Source organism: Citrobacter sp. Cpo147 (genome assembly GCF_030332405.1).
Lineage (GTDB): Bacteria > Pseudomonadota > Gammaproteobacteria > Enterobacterales > Enterobacteriaceae > Citrobacter > Citrobacter portucalensis.
This window is the reverse complement of the sequence record NZ_JAOWHX010000030.1, coordinates 912059-929039: the sequence shown is the minus strand read 5'-3', so window position 1 is coordinate 929039 and position 16981 is coordinate 912059. Positions and strand designations below refer to the sequence as shown.

Genomic DNA, 16981 nt, shown 5'->3' with positions numbered 1-16981 from the left:
GCAGGCAGGAAAATGATGAAAATGCGAGCAAGATCTCGGCCATTCCAGGTCGCTTCGTTAGCTGATAAATATCAAAAAATAGCGATAATTTTTTTTTATCCCACCAGAAAAGACCATCAGGACGTTTTTGCCAGGCTACAGTCCATACGGGCTGGAGGCAGTTATCCACTATTCCTGTGGATAACCTTGTGTATTAGAGTTAGAAAACACAAGGTAAGCGAGAGAAGACGCGGCCTGCGACTAAATTGATGCGAAAGACGGCTTGAGATAATAATCATTAAATTACAGTGTGTTAGATAAATGCAATGGCTGTCGCAGAAGTGTCATGTGTTGCCACAAAACTTTCATCGGGTAGCTTGACAAATGTTAAAAAAGTCATTGGTTTGGGGATAACACATTTTTGCTGGTGTTTTATCTTGCCTGCGGACAAATTTTAGCCTGTAGTCACGGCCATTTTGCTGGGGTAACAGAAATATTCTGGCGCGTTACTGTTTTTCCATCCAGTATATTTTACTGGCAAAATATACGGCTGCGAGTAAAATTACACACCTGCCCGCCCATTGCTTCAGGTAGCTGCTCATGAGTAAACCGTTCAAACTAAATTCCGCTTTTAAACCCTCTGGCGATCAGCCTGAGGCGATTCGTCGCCTGGAAGAAGGTCTGGAGGATGGACTGGCGCATCAGACGCTGCTGGGGGTGACGGGGTCGGGGAAAACATTCACCATCGCGAACGTGATTGCGGACTTACAGCGACCTACCATGGTGCTGGCCCCCAATAAGACGCTTGCCGCACAGTTGTACGGTGAGATGAAAGAGTTTTTCCCGGATAACGCGGTGGAATATTTCGTCTCCTACTACGACTATTATCAGCCGGAAGCCTACGTGCCAAGTTCTGACACCTTCATCGAGAAGGATGCCTCGGTTAACGAACACATTGAGCAGATGCGACTGTCAGCGACCAAAGCGTTGCTTGAGCGACGGGATGTCGTTGTCGTGGCGTCGGTTTCCGCGATTTATGGTCTGGGTGACCCGGATCTGTACCTGAAAATGATGCTGCACCTGACGGTGGGGATGATTATCGACCAGCGCGCGATCCTGCGTCGTCTGGCGGAGCTGCAATATACCCGCAACGATCAGGCATTCCAGCGCGGGACCTTCCGCGTGCGCGGTGAAGTGATCGACATATTCCCGGCGGAATCTGACGACATCGCGTTGCGCGTGGAACTGTTTGATGAAGAGGTCGAACGTTTGTCGCTGTTTGACCCGCTTACCGGGCAGGTCGAATCCACTATTTCGCGCTTTACCATCTACCCTAAAACGCACTACGTGACGCCGCGCGAACGTATTGTACAGGCGATGGAAGAAATTAAGGTTGAGCTTGCAGAGCGGCGAAAAGTCCTGTTGGCAAATAACAAACTTCTGGAAGAACAGCGCTTAAGTCAGCGTACCCAGTTCGATCTGGAAATGATGAACGAGCTGGGTTACTGCTCGGGGATTGAAAACTATTCCCGCTATCTGTCCGGGCGTGGTCCGGGCGAGCCGCCGCCGACGCTGTTTGATTACCTGCCTGCCGATGGCCTGCTGGTTGTGGATGAATCCCACGTCACTATTCCGCAAATTGGCGGCATGTATCGCGGTGACCGGGCGCGTAAAGAAACCCTGGTCGAATACGGATTCCGTCTGCCGTCGGCGCTGGATAACCGTCCGCTTAAATTTGAAGAGTTTGAAGCGCTGGCCCCGCAAACCATCTACGTTTCGGCGACGCCGGGCAACTATGAGCTGGAGAAATCCGGTGATGAAGTGGTCGATCAGGTGGTAAGACCGACCGGCCTGCTGGATCCGGTCATTGAGGTGCGCCCGGTGGCGACGCAGGTTGACGATTTGCTGTCTGAGATCCGCACCCGTGCGGCGATTAACGAACGTGTGCTGGTCACCACGCTCACCAAACGGATGGCGGAAGACCTTACAGAATACCTCGAAGAACACGGCGAGCGGGTGCGTTATCTGCACTCTGACATCGATACCGTGGAACGTATGGAAATCATTCGTGACCTGCGTCTGGGCGAGTTTGACGTGCTGGTGGGTATCAACCTGTTACGTGAAGGCCTGGACATGCCTGAGGTCTCCCTGGTGGCGATTCTGGACGCAGACAAAGAAGGGTTCCTGCGTTCTGAACGTTCGCTTATCCAGACCATCGGTCGTGCGGCGCGTAATATCAACGGTAAGGCGATTCTTTACGGTGATAAAATTACCGCCTCAATGGCCAAAGCGATTGGTGAAACCGAACGTCGTCGTGAGAAACAGCAGCTCTACAACGAAGAGCACGGTATTACGCCGCAGGGCCTGAACAAGAAAGTGGTCGATATTCTGGCGTTGGGTCAGAATATTGCGAAGACCAAAGCGAAAGGCAAAGGGAAGTCACGCGCAGGCGCGAAGTCTGAGGTTGTCGAACTGGATATGACGCCAAAAGCGCTGCAGCAGAAGATTCACGAGCTGGAAGGGCAGATGATGCAGCACGCACAGAATCTCGAGTTTGAAGAGGCCGCGACAATCCGTGACCAGTTGCATCAGCTGCGCGAGTTGTTTATTGCGGCATCGTAAGGCGGTGTCGGATGCGGGGTAAACCCTTATCCGACCTACGGGGTAGATAGCGTACGTAGGCCGGATGGCGGAGCAGAGCGTTTTGTAGGCCTGATAAGCGCAGCGCATCAGGCAAATATGGTCAACCTAACGCCTGCACCGCTTTCTCCAGCGCACTATGCAATAGCTGGCGGTCATGGCGGTAGGGAATATCGCTGGCTTCCAGCACTTCCTGGATCACCACGCGGTCGGTAACAGCGGAAGCATCCACTTTCGGCCCCACAACCACCGCATCAATCACTTTCTTCCCGACGTACTGTTCAATAATGGCCAGCTTATCGCTAAGCGTCAGGCTGGCTGCTGGCAGGCTTAATTCGCGCCCAAGATTGCCTATATAGACCATCGGAGCCGGTGTGCGACGTAATGCCTGTGACATTTCATCGAGTAACAGAATCGGCATCAGGCTGGTGTAAAAACTGCCAGGGCCTATCAAAATCAAATCCGCTTCAGCGATAGCCTCAACGGCCTCACGCGTAGTCGGGACTTTTGGCGACAGCATCAGTTCCTGAGGCGGGACGGTGAGCTGATCGATATTCACTTCGCCATAAACTTCATGTCCCTGGTCATCAATGGCCATCAGATCCACCGGCAGCTCCGACATCGGAATTAAATGTGCGTCAACTTTCAGCAGGCTACGAATTAAATTGATAGCTTCCAGAGGCCGCACGCTGAGGTGATCGAGCGCCTTTAACATCAGATTTCCGAGGTTATGTCCGGAAAGTTCACCATTACCGCCAAAACGATACTCAAACATGGCGGATGCAACGCTGGGTTGGGTAATTAACTGGTTCAGACAGTTACGCATGTCTCCCCAGGCTATCCCTCCTTCAGAGCGACGAATACGACCTGTCGACCCGCCGTTATCCGTGGTGGTGACGATACCCGTCAGGCGGGAACCTAATGGGGAAAGAGAGGAGAGAACGCGTCCTAATCCATGCCCTCCGCCGAGAGCGACAACGCGGTCCAGATCTGCCAGCGTGCGAGTGCGCATATATTTTCCTGATATCAATTGATCGGCGCTACAGTAACGTAAATAGCGTGTTTTCGGCAATTATCCAGTCGGCATCTGCCGTAATTTTTTTCTGCGATCTACTCCTTTCTGACGACACCCACCTGATAGCAAGATGATGTATATCAATGCAAAACTGCAGTTTTTGCTTATTCTGTAGCGAAATTGCACGATCATGTCGTTATGTATGTATTTATACAGCGAAGGTGTACATGGCAAAAGCGTCATTTACACGCTAGTATCGGCATAACCACAAAGTACTTTTAATAATTTGAGTTGCCGAAAGCCAACGCATCTGCAACTCGAAGTATGATGAGTATAAACACTCTAGCCTCTGCACCTGGGTCAAATGATACGGTGCTTTGGCCGTGACAAGACTTGAAAAAGTTTGTCACCAGGGCGCAGGAAGAAATGACTACGTCTCCCGTATTTGGAAAGGTGTACATGGGCTCTCAACTTACCGATGCTTTCGCACGTAAGTTTTACTACTTACGTTTGTCGATTACCGATGTGTGTAACTTTCGTTGCACCTACTGCCTGCCGGATGGCTATAAGCCCGGCGGGGTCACCAATAACGGCTTTTTGACCGTTGATGAAATTCGCCGCGTCACGCGTGCGTTCGCCAGTCTGGGAACGGAAAAAGTGCGTCTGACGGGGGGCGAACCTTCACTGCGTCGCGACTTCACTGACATCATCGCCGCCGTGCGCGAAAACGACGCCATCCGCCAGATTGCGGTAACCACCAATGGTTATCGTCTGGCGCGCGATGCCGCCGCCTGGCGCGATGCCGGACTGACCGCGCTCAACGTCAGCGTCGACAGCCTCGATGCCCGTCAGTTTCACGCCATTACCGGACAGGACAAGTTTCAGCAGGTGATGGCAGGCATTGATGCCGCCTTTGATGCCGGTTTTGAAAAAGTGAAAGTCAACACCGTGCTGATGCGCGACGTAAACCATCATCAACTGGACACCTTCCTGGCGTGGATCCAACCTCGACCAATCCAACTGCGTTTTATTGAACTGATGGAAACGGGCGAGGGCAGCTCTCTCTTCCGTAAACACCATATTTCCGGACAGGTACTGCGCGATGAGCTGCTGCGTCGCGGCTGGATCCACCAGATCCGACAGCGTAGCGACGGCCCGGCTCAGGTATTCTGTCATCCTGATTATGTTGGCGAAATTGGTCTGATCATGCCTTATGAGAAAGACTTCTGCGCCACCTGTAATCGTCTGCGCGTTTCCTCTGTCGGCAAGCTTCATCTGTGTTTATTTGGTGAAGGTGGCGTAAGCCTACGTGATTTGCTGGAAGACGATGCTCAGCAACCGGCGCTGGAAGAACGTATTTCAGCCGCGCTGCTGGAGAAAAAGCAGACCCATTTCCTGCATCAGAACAATACCGGTATTACGCAAAACTTATCTTACATTGGCGGCTGATCGCTAAAAGGAGTTTTTCATGAGTCAGGTAAGCGCTGAATTTATCCCGACACGCATTGCTATTCTTACTGTTTCCAACCGTCGCGGCGAAGAAGATGACACCTCCGGCCATTATCTGCGTGACTCGGCGCAAGAAGCGGGTCATCAGATTGTCGATAAGGCGATTGTCAAAGAGAACCGCTACGCCATCCGCGCCCAGGTTTCTGCCTGGATTGCCAGTGACGATGTACAGGTGGTGCTCATTACCGGTGGCACTGGCTTAACCGAAGGGGACCAGGCGCCGGAAGCGCTGCAACCGCTGTTCGACAGAGAAGTTGAAGGGTTTGGCGAAGTCTTCCGTATGCTGTCGTTTGAAGAGATTGGCACCGCGACGCTGCAATCCCGGGCGATTGCCGGGGTGGCCAATAAAACGCTGATTTTTGCCATGCCGGGTTCGACGAAAGCGTGTCGTACCGCATGGGAAAATATCATTGCGCCGCAGCTTGATGCCCGTACGCGTCCGTGTAATTTCCACCCACATTTGAAGAAATAAGTATGTCGCAACTGACTCATATTAACGCCGCTGGCGAAGCGCATATGGTGGATGTCTCCGCCAAAGCGGAAACCGTACGCGAGGCGCGTGCAGAAGCATTCGTAACCATGCATAGCGAAACGCTGGCGATGATCATCGACGGCAGCCACCATAAAGGTGACGTTTTCGCCACGGCGCGTATTGCCGGTATTCAGGCTGCCAAACGCACCTGGGATCTTATCCCACTGTGTCACCCGCTGATGCTGAGCAAGGTCGAAGTCAATCTTCACGCCGAACCGGAGCACAACCGCGTGCGCATTGAAACGCTGTGTCGCCTGACCGGTAAAACCGGCGTTGAAATGGAAGCGTTAACGGCAGCCTCCGTGGCGGCGTTGACCATCTACGATATGTGCAAAGCGGTGCAAAAGGATATGGTGATTGGTCCGGTGCGTTTGCTGGCAAAAAGCGGCGGCAAATCGGGTGATTTTAAGGTGGATGCACATGATTAAGGTTCTTTTCTTTGCTCAGGTACGGGAACTGGTGAACACCGATGCGTTAGAAGTTGCCGCCGGGTTTGCAACGGTAGAAGCGCTGCGCAAGCATCTGGCGGCGCAAAGCGATCGCTGGGCGCTGGCGCTGGAAGACGGCAAGCTGCTGGCGGCGGTGAATCAGACGCTGGTCAGTTTTGACCATCCTCTTAACGCGGGTGATGAAGTCGCTTTCTTCCCGCCGGTAACCGGAGGCTAAAATGGCTGAAACGCGAATTGTTGTTGGCCATGCGCCGTTCAGCGTCGGGGATGAGTATCCCTGGCTGGCAGAGCGCGATGAAGACGGCGCGGTCGTCACTTTCACCGGTAAAGTGCGCAATCACAATCTCGGTGACAGCGTGCAGGCGTTAACGCTGGAACACTATCCGGGAATGACCGAAAAAGCGCTGGCGGAGATTGTCGACGAAGCGCGTTCGCGCTGGCCGCTGGGTCGGGTGACGGTGATTCATCGCATTGGCGAACTGTGGCCGGGTGACGAAATCGTTTTTGTTGGCGTAACCAGCGCGCATCGCAGCAGCGCGTTTGATGCCGGGCAGTTCATTATGGATTACCTGAAAACCCGCGCGCCGTTCTGGAAGCGCGAGGCTACGCCGGAAGGTGAGCGCTGGGTTGATGCCCGCGACAGCGATAAGCTAGCAGCAAAACGCTGGTAGAGTACAATTGTTGTAGGCTCATACTGATTCAGGAGATTGTCATGGACCGATTCCCACGATCCGATTCTATTGTACAGGCCCGTTCCGGCCTGCAAACGTATATGGCGCAGGTGTACGGCTGGATGACCTGTGGACTGTTGCTGACGGCGTTTATCGCCTGGTATGCGGCAAATACGCCCGCGGTGATGATGTTTGTCTTCTCCAGCAAAATCACCTTCTTTGGCCTGATCATCGCTCAACTGGCGCTGGTGTTTGTCCTGTCCGGCATGGTGCAAAGGCTGAGCGCGGGTATGGCGACCACGCTGTTTATGCTCTATTCGGCATTAACCGGGTTGACGCTATCAAGCATCTTTATTGTCTATACCTACTCGTCTATCGCCAGCACCTTCGTGGTCACTGGTGGGATGTTCGGGATCATGAGTTTGTATGGCTACACCACCAAGCGCGATCTGAGCGGCTTCGGCAATATGCTGTTTATGGCGCTGATCGGTATTGTGCTGGCTTCGCTGGTTAACTTCTGGCTGAAGAGCGAAGCGCTGATGTGGGCGGTGACCTATATCGGGGTGATAGTGTTTGTCGGTCTGACCGCCTATGACACGCAGAAGCTGAAAAATATCGGTGAGCAGATCGACCTGCGCGACAGCTCCAATCTGCGTAAATACGCGATTCTTGGGGCCCTAACGCTGTATCTGGACTTCATCAACCTGTTCCTGATGCTGCTGCGTATTTTCGGCAATCGTCGTTAATTGTCTGTTGCCGGATGGTATAAAAAGTAGGCCGGATAAGGCGTTACGCCGCATCCGGCACTATATACATCCTCATTTCGCCATCGCCTTCTCGTTCTTTGCCCGTAGCTTTTTCGCCCGACTCTCCAACAGCAAATAACACATCAGCGCCAGCAATAGCGGAATAAAATAGTACAGCACGCGATACGCGAGCAGGGCAGCAATGATCGTGCCCTGAGACGTATTCTCTCCCGCCAGCAGCGCCATAAACACCGCCTCCAGCACGCCGATCCCCGCCGGAATATGCACAATAACCCCGGCAATACTGCTTACCAGCAGCACGCCCAGCACGAAGAAATAGTTGATGTTCTGGCCCAGCAACAACCAGATAATCGCCCCCATTACCATCCAGTTAGTCCCGGATATCGCCATCTGCGCGAGGGCAAATTTCCAGGAGGGGAGCACCAGCTTTTGGCCCTTGATGGTGATGTGACGATGTTTAGCGAAGGTGCAAAACCACAGATAAACAACAATAATCAGCAGCAGCGCTATGCCTAAAATGCGCAATGTGCCTTCATCGATATACCAGTGAGCGGGCAGTTCGACGACGCCGAAGGTAAATATAAAACCGCCCAGCAGAATATAGCCCAGCCAGTTAGTGGTAATGCTCAGCGAAAAAATCCGCGTTATTGTGCCCCCCGACAACCCGAGACGCGAGTAGAGCCGATATCGCATCCCAATACCGCCCACCCAGGTGCTTAACGTCAGGTTGAACGCGTAACAGATAAACGACACCAATATGACCTGGCGTTTTGCCAGTTTGTGACCGCAGTAGTAGCGCCCGAGCAGATCATAACAACCGTAAAGTAAATAACTGACGATCACCAACCCCACGGCGCTGAGCAGGGCGATCCGGTTGTAATCGCGAATTACCGTCCACACTTCCTGCCAGTTGACTTTGCTGGCATAAACGACCAGCAACACGATCACCGCAATAAAAAATAACCATGTGAGGATCTTTTTCGCTAACCGCCAGCGTCGGTGATTTTTTGCCATCAGGTTTTCCCTCCTGCATCCTCAGTTTGTATACGGTCCTGAGTTTCCAGAGCGGGCTGCGCGGGCGGCTCTATCTCGGCCAGGTGCGGGGTATGCGCCGGAAGCCAGCCGACCAGCGCCGGGAAGTGGCGTAAAAAGTGGAAGGCCAGCACGCTCTTAGTCAGGTTCCACCAGGTGCGTTTTGGCAGCATGGATTCATCAACCCGTTTGCAGTCCTGCGCAATAATAGGGTTCAGGTTGTCGCGCAGGGTCTGGTTAAACGTGCGGTCATGAATAATCAGATTCGCTTCCAGATTCAGCGACAGGCTCAGCGGATCAAGATTGCTGGAGCCCACCGTCGCCCAGTGATCGTCCATCAGCGCTACTTTGCCATGCAGAGGTTTACGGCGGTATTCGTAGACATGGACGCCACCTTTAACCAGATAGTTGTACAGTAGGCGGGCACCCACTTTCACAATCGGCATATCCGGTTCACCCTGCACAATGAGTTTTACCCGAACGCCGCGTCGTGCTGCTTTACGCAGGGCATGCAGCAGGCGATAACCGGGAAAGAAATAGGCATTGGCAATGATCACTTCCCGTCGGGCCTGGGTCAGCATTTTAAGATAGTGGCGTTCAATATCATCGCGATGCTCTTCGTTATCGCGCCAGACAAACAGCGCCTGCGCTTCGCCGGGGCGATGATTGTCGATTGCCCGGTGATGACGTCGCCACCAGCGTCGTACGGCGCTCTGTCCGGGCAAGTTTTCCAGCACGAATCTTAGGATGTCGGCTACGACTGGACCTTCAACGCGCACGGCGTAATCCTGTTTGGCCTCCGGGCCGTAATCAGACATATGTTCAGCGGAGTAATTGATGCCGCCGACAAAGGCAACACGGTCATCAATGACCACTATTTTTCGATGCATACGGCGAAAGAGATTGGTGCGCATACCGAACAGGCGCGGGCGCGGATCGTAGTAGCGGAAAACAATGCCGGCTACGGTCAGCTCTTCAACAAAACTGTCGCTCAGATCCGGCGAACCGTAGCCATCCAGCAGCACCTCTGCTTTGATGCCTCGCCGGGCGGCTTCGAGCAACGCGGCATGCAGCCGTTTTCCGACCGCATCTTCAAACCAGATAAAGGTCTCAAGGATAATTTTTTGCTCTGCCTGCTCAATGGCGTCAAAGACGGCGGGGTAGAATTGATCGCCATTTTCCAGCAGTTGAATTTGATTGCCTTCACGCCAGCCATATTTCATAAATGAATCTCCGCATTCAGGGGGGCATGATCGGACAAATGTCGCCAGTGACGCAGCGCCAGCGTCGTTGGGGTACTGGCATTCGCGTTTTTCACATAGATCCTGTCCAGACGCAGCAGGGGAAACTGCACCGGAAACGTTCGCGCCGGGCGGCCGTGGGTGCGAGTAAAAATCTCGTCAAGGCCAGCTTTGGCTTTCAACGGGCGATTGGCCGTTTGCCGCCAGTCATTAAAATCTCCGGCAATCACTACGGGCTCCGCGTTGGGTAGGGCGTTAACCCAGTCTGCCAGCATAGCGAGCTGGGTCTGGCGGTGAGCTTCACGCAGGCCGAGATGCACACACATCACATGAATGGGGTGGGGGAGCATTGGCGGTACGATTCGGCAATAAAGGACTCCGCGCTTTTCACTCGCGCCGACTGACACATCACGATTTTCATAATGCTCAATGGGATACCGCGACAGCACCGCATTACCATGATGTCCCTGCGGGTACACGGCGTTACGCCCGTAGGCGAAGTCGCTCCACATGGTGTCCGCCAGAAATTCGTAATGGCTGGTATCCGGCCAGTTATCAATGTGCAGCGAATGCGCTTCGTGTGCGCCCATGACTTCCTGCAGACATACAATGTCTGCACCAACCGTTCTGACGGCCTCCCGTAGCTCAGGCAAAATAAAACGCCGGTTGAAGGCGGTGAACCCTTTGTGAGTATTAATGGTGAGCACATTGAATGAAAATTGAACTCCCGATCCGCTCATGAGCCTCCCGATGGCGTCACTTCCTAAATAAAATAGTGTAGTCGTCGTCACAAAAAGATGCGGTGTTGCGGAATTTTCCGTAAAGTCCGGTACTCTGAACAATTAGTCGAAAATCCTTCAGGAGAATAGCCATGAGGTGGCAACAACGTGTTCGTGTCGCAACGGGTCTAAGTTGCTGGCAGATAGTGTTGCATTTACTGGTAGTGGCGTTGCTGGTAATGGGCTGGATGAGCGGCAGACTGGTGCATGTCGGCCTGGGATTGTGCGTCGTGTACGGCGTTACGGTTTTATTGATGCTGGCATTGCAACGTCACCACGAACAGCGCTGGCGCGACGTGGCTGATGTGCTGGAAGAGTTGACCACGACGTGGTATTTCGGTGCCGCAATGATCGTGCTGTGGCTGCTGTCGCGTGTGCTGCAAAACAACGTCTTGCTGGCACTGGCGGGGCTGGTAATCCTTGCCGGACCCGCCGTGGTCTCGCTGCTGGCGAAAGACAAAAAGCTACATCACCTTGCGTCTAAACATCGCATACGCCGCTGAGCCGGTCGTGGCCGCTATCACCAACAGCGGCCACAAGCTTCCCCAGACAATCTTCATACTCGCATCTTTCAGGTAAATTTGTTTCGTGATGTCCGTAAAATGGCGGATCGGGTTTATCCACGTCAGATTCTGCAACCAGACCGGCATGTTTTCGACCGGTGAGACGTAGCCCGAGAGTAAAATCGCCGGCATCATAAACACAAACACGCCGATAAACGCCTGCTGCTGGGTGGCGCACAGTGACGAAATCAGCAGACCAAAGCCAACCAGCGACAGCCCGTAAATCACCATTGTGAAATAGAACAGCCCCAATGAACCGGCAAACGGAATGTGATAAGCCCAGATACCGATCGCCAGCACAATGGTGGCCTGAAAAGTAGCCACAATTAGCGCGGGCACCGCTTTACCGATAAAAATCTGCCAGGTGGTCAGCGGGGAAACCAGCAGTTGATCCAGTGTGCCTTGCTCACGCTCGCGGGCAACCGAGAGCGAGGTGACGATCATTACGCCGATGGTGGTGATCATGGCGATCAGCGACGGAACCACAAACCATTTGTAATCCAGATTCGGGTTGTACCAGTTACGCACTACCAGCTCACTGTTGTTCGGTTTCGGCTTGCCGTCCATCAGCTCCTGCTGATACTCCTTAACGATTTGCTGCAGGTAATTCGCGGCAATTTGCGCGCTGTTTGAGTTGCGCCCGTCGAGGATAATCTGCATGGGTGCCTGCTGGAAGGTATCCAGATTACGCGAAAAGTTAGCCGGGAAACGCACCAACAGCAGGGCTTTTTGCGTGTCGATGGTGGGCTGGATCTCCTGCGGGCTTTTCAGCAGCAGAACATGCGTAAAGGCGCTGGCGCGGGCGAAGCGCTGGGTAAGCTCAACCGAATGTTTACCGTTGTCTTCGTTATAGATAGCGATAGTGGCGTTGGTGACTTCCAGCGTTGCCGCGAACGGGAACAGGATAACCTGAATCAGCACCGGTAAAATCAGAATGGCTCGCGTCTGCGGTTCGCGTAATAGCGATTGCAGCTCTTTGCGAATTAATGTCCATAAGCGATGAAACATGCCCGTCCTCTCAGTCCAGTTTGTAGGCCTGATAAGCAAAGCGCATCAGGCATAATGCCGGATGGCGACGTGAACGCCTTATCCGGCCTACGGCTACAATTATCCATACACATATTTAATCCAGCCGACGTTTGGTTTTAAGCCACGTCAGGCCAATAAACATCACCGCCGAAGCGATTAAAAACAGCACGTTGATAATCAGCACCACCGGAATATTTCCCGCCAGGAACAGGCTTTGCAGGGTACTGACGAAATAACGCGCCGGAATAATGTAGGTTACCGCCCGGATAATCGCGGGCATGCTGTCTATCTGGAAGATAAAACCCGACAGCATAATAGAGGGCAGGAAGGCGGCGTTCAGCGCGACCTGCGCGGCGTTAAACTGGTTGCGGGTGATGGTGGAAATAAGCAACCCCATACCCAGCGTACTGAGCAGAAACAGGCTGGTAATGAAAAACAGGATCAGCAACGAGCCACGGTAGGGCACGCCAAGAATAAACACCGACACCAGCATACACAGCAGCATCGCCAGCATGCCCAGAAAGTAATACGGGATCAGTTTGCACAGCAGCAGCTCGACGCGGGTGACTTCGGTAGACAGCAGCGCTTCCATGGTGCCGCGCTCCCATTCGCGCGCCACCACTAATGAGGTGAGGATGGCGCCAATGACCGTCATGATGATGGTGACCGCCCCGGGAATAATAAAGTGCTGGCTGATGGCCGCCGGGTTAAACCAGTAACGGGTCTGCACGTCGATCAATGGTTTGAACGATTCCCCACGATCTTCTGCCCGCTGTTGCTGCCAGATTTGCCAGATGCCTTCGACATAACCCTGCACAAAGTTGGCGGTATTGGGTTCGCTGCCGTCGGTGATCACCTGGATCGGTGCCACGTCATTGGGTCGTGCCATCTGCTGGGCAAAATCCACCGGGATCACCACCAGCCCGCGAATGCGCCCGGCCTGCATTTTCTCAATCAGTTCCTGGCGATTATCGCTGATGGTGGCGTCAATATACGGCGAACCGGTCATGGTATGGGTAAAATCCAGCGCCTCTTCACTCTGCTGTTCAAGCAAAATCCCTACCCGCAGCTTGCTGGAGTCGAGGTTGATCCCGTAGCCGAAGATAAACAGCAGTAGCAGCGGGATCACCACCGCAATCAGCCAACTGCTGGGATCGCGGACGATCTGGCGCGTCTCTTTCACGCAAAGCGCACGTACGCGACGCCAGGAGAGAGCGGAGTTACTCATGCGTATGCTCCTTATCCCAGTCATTGATTAGCGTGATGAACGCCTGTTCCATGGTCGGGTCCGGCGTGTCGCTGTCGGCAGCCTGAGCCTTCAGGTCGTCTGGCGTACCGCTGGCAATCAGCTTGCCGCGATATACCAACCCGATGCGATCGCAGTATTCCGCCTCATCCATAAAGTGGGTGGTCACCATCACCGTGACGCCTTTTTCCACCATGCTGTTGATATGCAACCAGAACTCGCGGCGGGTAAGAGGATCGACCCCGGAAGTGGGTTCATCAAGGAACAGAATGTCGGGTTCATGCATCAGCGAGCAGGCCAGCGCCAGACGCTGCTTAAAGCCCAGCGGCAGTTCGTCGGTGGCGTGGGAGGCGATACTTTTCAGGCCAAATGCCTCGCTCATACGATCGATTTTCTCTTTCTGCGCCCGACCGCGCAGGCCGTAGACGCCGGAGAAAAAGCGGAGATTCTGTTCAACCGTCAGGTTACCGTACAGGGAGAATTTCTGCGCCATATAGCCCAGATGCTGACGCGCTTTGCCGGAGCTGACTTTCAGGTCCATATCCAGCACCAGCGCTTTGCCGGAAGTGGGGACCAGCAGGCCGCACATCATTTTAAAGGTGGTGGATTTGCCAGCGCCATTAGGGCCTAACAGACCAAAAATCTCGCCGCGCTGCACGGCAAAGTCTACGTGGTCGGTAGCGGCAAAATCGCCAAATTTCTTGGTCAACGCTTTGGCTTCGATCACCGTTTCACCAGGCGTGCCTTCCACGGTATGCAGGATAGCGCCCAGCGGGGACTCCGATGTTCCGGCTCCGCCGAGTAAATCGATAAAAGCATCTTCGAAGCGGGGGGCTGTTTCGTTGATGGTTATCTCCGGCATGCCGTCAGCGTTTTGGATCTGCTGAGCAGTAGCCTCTTTTTTCAGGATTAAACGGACGGATTTACCCTGAATCATTCCGTCGCTGACCAGCGGCAGTTTTAACGCGCGTTGCAGCAGTCGGCGGTTGTTTTCCTGTGGACTGCTCATCAGGAAGCTGCGACCCGCCATGGTTTGCGTAAGCTGAGTAGGATCGCCCTGGTATAACAGCTCACCTTCGTTCATCAGCAGCACATCACGGCATTGCTCTGCTTCATCCAGATACGACGTACTCCAGAGGATCAGCATGCCGTCCCCGGCCAGCTCGTGGACCATTTGCCACAGTTCGCGACGGGAAATAGGGTCGACACCCACGCCTGGCTCATCCAGCAGCAACACTTTGGGTTCGCCAACCAGCGTACAGGCAAGCCCGAGCTTCTGCTTCATGCCGCCAGAAAGCTTGCCAGCCAGTCGTCCGGTAAATGGTCCCAGCGAGGTGAATTCCAGGAGCCGGGCAAAGGTTTTTTCTCGCGCTTCACCGGTGACGCTGCGTAAGTCGGCATAGAGATTGAGGTTCTCCATGACGGTTAAATCTTCGTACAGACCAAATTTCTGCGGCATATAGCCGAGCACCGCATGCAGCGCGCTGTCGTCTTTGATGGGGTCAAAACCAATCACCGCAGCACTTCCGGCATCAGGTTTTAATAATCCCGCCAGCATTCGCATCAGCGTGGTTTTGCCCGCGCCGTCAGGCCCGACAAGTCCGGTCACGTAGCCCGCATGAACGGTACAGTCGAGCGGGGCGACGGCCGGCTTTTCCATTCCGGCAAAGTTTTTCGTCAGCCCTTTTAGCGTAATGACGGCGTCATTCATGCCGTGCCTCATCGCCAAACTTAATCGTTACCGGCATTCCCTGGCGCAGCGAATCGTCCGCGTCGGTGACGACAATTCGCAGGCGATAAACCAGGTCGGTACGCAGGTCAGGAGTCTCGACCGTTTTCGGGGTAAATTCGGCGGTAGGAGAAACGAAGCCGATTTTGCCGTGATACGGTTTGTCCGGTCGGCCATCGGTATAGAGCAGGATCTCACGTCCTGGCTGCGCCTGGCTCAGATTTCGTTCGTCAACGTAAGCACGAACCCAAACCGGACGCGTGAGCGACAGCGTCAGTACTGTGCCCCCTTCGTTCAGCATGCTGCCGGGTTCAACCGCACGGGTGAGAAGCGTGCCGTCAGACGGCGAGGTCAGCGTGGTGTCATGCAAATTAAGCTCTGCCTGTGCCAGCTCGGCCTGAGCTTGTTCGAGCGTGGCTTTCGCCTGCTCGATGTCCTGCACACGATTACCGCTGCGATATTGCGTGAGTTTATCCTGTGCGGATTTAAGCGAAGCTAACGCCTGATCGCGAGATGAACGGGCGTTTTCCAGATCGTTGGCAGAAATGGTGCGGCTTTTCCACAATCCGACCTGCCGATTGTAAAAGTTCTGCGCGTAATCATAGGCGGCCTGCGCCTGTTTGACTGCTGCCGCGGTTTGCGCGATCTCTTCTTCGCGATACCCTGCCAGCATCAGATCGTATTGTGCCTGTGCGGCGGCAACGTTGGCTTTTGCCTGCATCAATGCGTTTTCATACGGTGCGCGGTCCAGTTCACCCAGCACCTGACCGGCGGTAATGGCATCGCCTTCGTCAACCGCCAGCGAGGCCAGCCTGCCGCCGACGCGAAAACTCAGGTTGACGCTACGGATATCGACATTGCCGTACAGTGTTAAACCATTATCTTGCCGACTTTGATACCACCACGTTCCACCGGCAATCACGGCAACGAGGGCCGCGATAACCAGCCCGAGAACGACAGGTTTTTTCATGACTCCAGACTCCTTTGCGTTAAACCTTGCAGAATAAGATCGATGTGACAGGTGATCGTTTGGTCAATCAGCGCGGTTTTATCCTCATCAAATTGTGACCAGCCCGTACGTAACAGAATGGTTTCTTTCCCCAGACGAAAAGCCAGCACCTCGCCGAGAATGGCGTGGGTGTGCAGAATCATTTGGGTATCATTGGCATCGCCGCCCGTATAGGCGGCAATCAGGCGCGTCAGATGTGTATGCAGCGGATTGATAACCTGGTCGTGCACCAGTTGATAAGCCGCGGTGGGGGAAAGCTGTTCACGCGAGATAAATTTGCTCAGGTTAACGGTGTCGTCCTGAGTTAACAGCATGATCATATTTTTGCAGGCGCGCAGGATCAGTTCGCGCATCGCGCCACGGTCCGGCTCTGGTTGGGCGAATAAACGCTCGGCCTCTTCAGCGTGCGGGCGAAACTGTGCACCGATAAAATCCGCAATCCACTGGGCGCAGGCGAGATATAAATCCTCTTTTGAGCCAAAATAGTAGGTGATAGCCGCAATGTTTTGCCCGGCCTGTGCAGCTATATCGCGCGTCGTGGCGTGCAGACCATACTCGCCGAATTGCGCCAATGCGGCGGCAATGAGCTGGTTCTTCGCCTGTTCACCTTTGGTTGTCATGGTGGGTGTATTCATGGCACGACTCTGATCTTAATCAATCGATTGATTAAGATTATGACTGATGTGTAGCCTTGTCCAGTCCGGAGCGTTATTTTCCAGTGAAGGGATAATTTATGCGGCACATCACAAAAACTGCTACACTCCGCCCCTTCATGACATTGTGGTTTTTGT

17 protein-coding genes and 1 riboswitch are annotated in these 16981 nt (G+C 53.8%); of the genes, 8 read left to right on the top strand and 9 right to left on the bottom strand.

Going from position 1 to position 16981, the window contains the following annotated elements; all coding sequences use genetic code 11:
• The first annotated feature begins 579 nt into the window (after positions 1-579).
• Positions 580-2601, top strand: a complete 2022-nt coding sequence (uvrB, locus tag OGY06_RS07075; RefSeq protein WP_003831523.1) for an excinuclease ABC subunit UvrB — start codon at positions 580-582, stop codon at positions 2599-2601.
• A 121-nt stretch (positions 2602-2722) separates the two neighbouring features.
• Here uvrB and yvcK read toward each other — a convergent pair whose 3' ends face one another.
• Complete coding sequence (gene yvcK, locus OGY06_RS07070) at positions 2723-3631, bottom strand: uridine diphosphate-N-acetylglucosamine-binding protein YvcK (protein ID WP_003831525.1); 909 nt, start codon at positions 3629-3631, stop codon at positions 2723-2725.
• Positions 3632-3960: 329 nt separating this feature from the next.
• Positions 3961-4106: riboswitch (molybdenum cofactor riboswitch) on the top strand.
• On the opposite strand from yvcK, the gene moaA reads away from it, so the two are divergent.
• From moaA to OGY06_RS07040, 6 genes are all read left to right on the top strand, one after another.
• On the top strand, positions 4094-5083 hold the full coding sequence (gene moaA, locus OGY06_RS07065; RefSeq protein ID WP_032934386.1) for a GTP 3',8-cyclase MoaA: 990 nt from the start codon (positions 4094-4096) through the stop codon (positions 5081-5083). Its footprint overlaps the riboswitch before it by 13 nt.
• Before the next feature lie 19 nt (positions 5084-5102).
• The gene (moaB, locus tag OGY06_RS07060) at positions 5103-5615 is read left to right on the top strand and encodes a molybdenum cofactor biosynthesis protein B (protein ID WP_003035187.1); all 513 of its coding nucleotides are present in this window, start codon (positions 5103-5105) and stop codon (positions 5613-5615) included.
• 2 nt (positions 5616-5617) lie between these two features.
• Positions 5618-6103 carry a cyclic pyranopterin monophosphate synthase MoaC gene (moaC, locus tag OGY06_RS07055; protein WP_003831529.1) on the top strand — a complete coding sequence of 162 codons (486 nt, stop codon included), beginning with the start codon at positions 5618-5620 and terminating at the stop codon, positions 6101-6103.
• On the top strand, positions 6096-6341 hold the full coding sequence (moaD, locus tag OGY06_RS07050) for a molybdopterin synthase sulfur carrier subunit (RefSeq protein WP_048226032.1): 246 nt from the start codon (positions 6096-6098) through the stop codon (positions 6339-6341). The genes moaC and moaD overlap by 8 nt, the downstream gene beginning before the upstream one ends.
• 1 nt (position 6342) lies before the next feature.
• Complete coding sequence (gene moaE / locus OGY06_RS07045) at positions 6343-6795, top strand: molybdopterin synthase catalytic subunit MoaE (protein WP_126318757.1); 453 nt, start codon at positions 6343-6345, stop codon at positions 6793-6795.
• Between the two features lie 41 nt (positions 6796-6836).
• Complete coding sequence (locus OGY06_RS07040) at positions 6837-7541, top strand: Bax inhibitor-1/YccA family protein (protein WP_003831536.1); 705 nt, start codon at positions 6837-6839, stop codon at positions 7539-7541.
• Between the two features lie 72 nt (positions 7542-7613).
• On the opposite strand, the gene OGY06_RS07035 is transcribed toward OGY06_RS07040, so the two are convergent.
• The 3 genes from OGY06_RS07035 to OGY06_RS07025 are packed head-to-tail and all read right to left on the bottom strand — an operon-like array spanning position 7614 to position 10575.
• Positions 7614-8576 (bottom strand): lysylphosphatidylglycerol synthase domain-containing protein, encoded by a 963-nt coding sequence (locus OGY06_RS07035; RefSeq protein ID WP_286604998.1) that lies wholly within the window; start codon positions 8574-8576, stop codon positions 7614-7616.
• Complete coding sequence (gene clsB, locus OGY06_RS07030) at positions 8576-9817, bottom strand: cardiolipin synthase ClsB (protein WP_003831540.1); 1242 nt, start codon at positions 9815-9817, stop codon at positions 8576-8578. The genes OGY06_RS07035 and clsB overlap by 1 nt, the downstream gene beginning before the upstream one ends.
• Positions 9814-10575: an endonuclease/exonuclease/phosphatase family protein gene (locus OGY06_RS07025; RefSeq protein WP_286604996.1), complete on the bottom strand. Its 762-nt coding sequence runs from the start codon at positions 10573-10575 to the stop codon at positions 9814-9816. Before OGY06_RS07025 ends, clsB begins: the two co-directional genes overlap by 4 nt.
• Positions 10576-10706: 131 nt before the next feature.
• Between OGY06_RS07025 and OGY06_RS07020 the strand changes: the two genes are divergently transcribed.
• Positions 10707-11117, top strand: coding sequence for a YbhQ family protein (locus OGY06_RS07020; RefSeq protein WP_003831542.1), 411 nt, complete (start codon positions 10707-10709; stop codon positions 11115-11117).
• Here OGY06_RS07020 and OGY06_RS07015 read toward each other — a convergent pair.
• From OGY06_RS07015 to cecR, 5 genes are all read right to left on the bottom strand, one after another.
• On the bottom strand, positions 11079-12185 hold the full coding sequence (locus tag OGY06_RS07015) for an ABC transporter permease (protein ID WP_063940663.1): 1107 nt from the start codon (positions 12183-12185) through the stop codon (positions 11079-11081). The two genes, OGY06_RS07020 and OGY06_RS07015, sit on opposite strands and share 39 nt — an antisense overlap.
• 115 nt (positions 12186-12300) lie before the next feature.
• On the bottom strand, positions 12301-13434 hold the full coding sequence (locus OGY06_RS07010) for an ABC transporter permease (protein ID WP_003831545.1): 1134 nt from the start codon (positions 13432-13434) through the stop codon (positions 12301-12303).
• Positions 13427-15163, bottom strand: coding sequence for an ATP-binding cassette domain-containing protein (locus OGY06_RS07005; protein ID WP_003831546.1), 1737 nt, complete (start codon positions 15161-15163; stop codon positions 13427-13429). Before OGY06_RS07005 ends, OGY06_RS07010 begins: the two co-directional genes overlap by 8 nt.
• Positions 15156-16151, bottom strand: coding sequence for a secretion protein HlyD (gene hlyD, locus OGY06_RS07000; RefSeq protein ID WP_003831548.1), 996 nt, complete (start codon positions 16149-16151; stop codon positions 15156-15158). Before hlyD ends, OGY06_RS07005 begins: the two co-directional genes overlap by 8 nt.
• Entirely contained in the window at positions 16148-16825 is a 678-nt protein-coding gene (gene cecR / locus OGY06_RS06995) for a transcriptional regulator CecR (protein WP_003831550.1), read from the bottom strand. The genes hlyD and cecR overlap by 4 nt, the downstream gene beginning before the upstream one ends.
• Positions 16826-16981 lie beyond the last annotated feature (156 nt).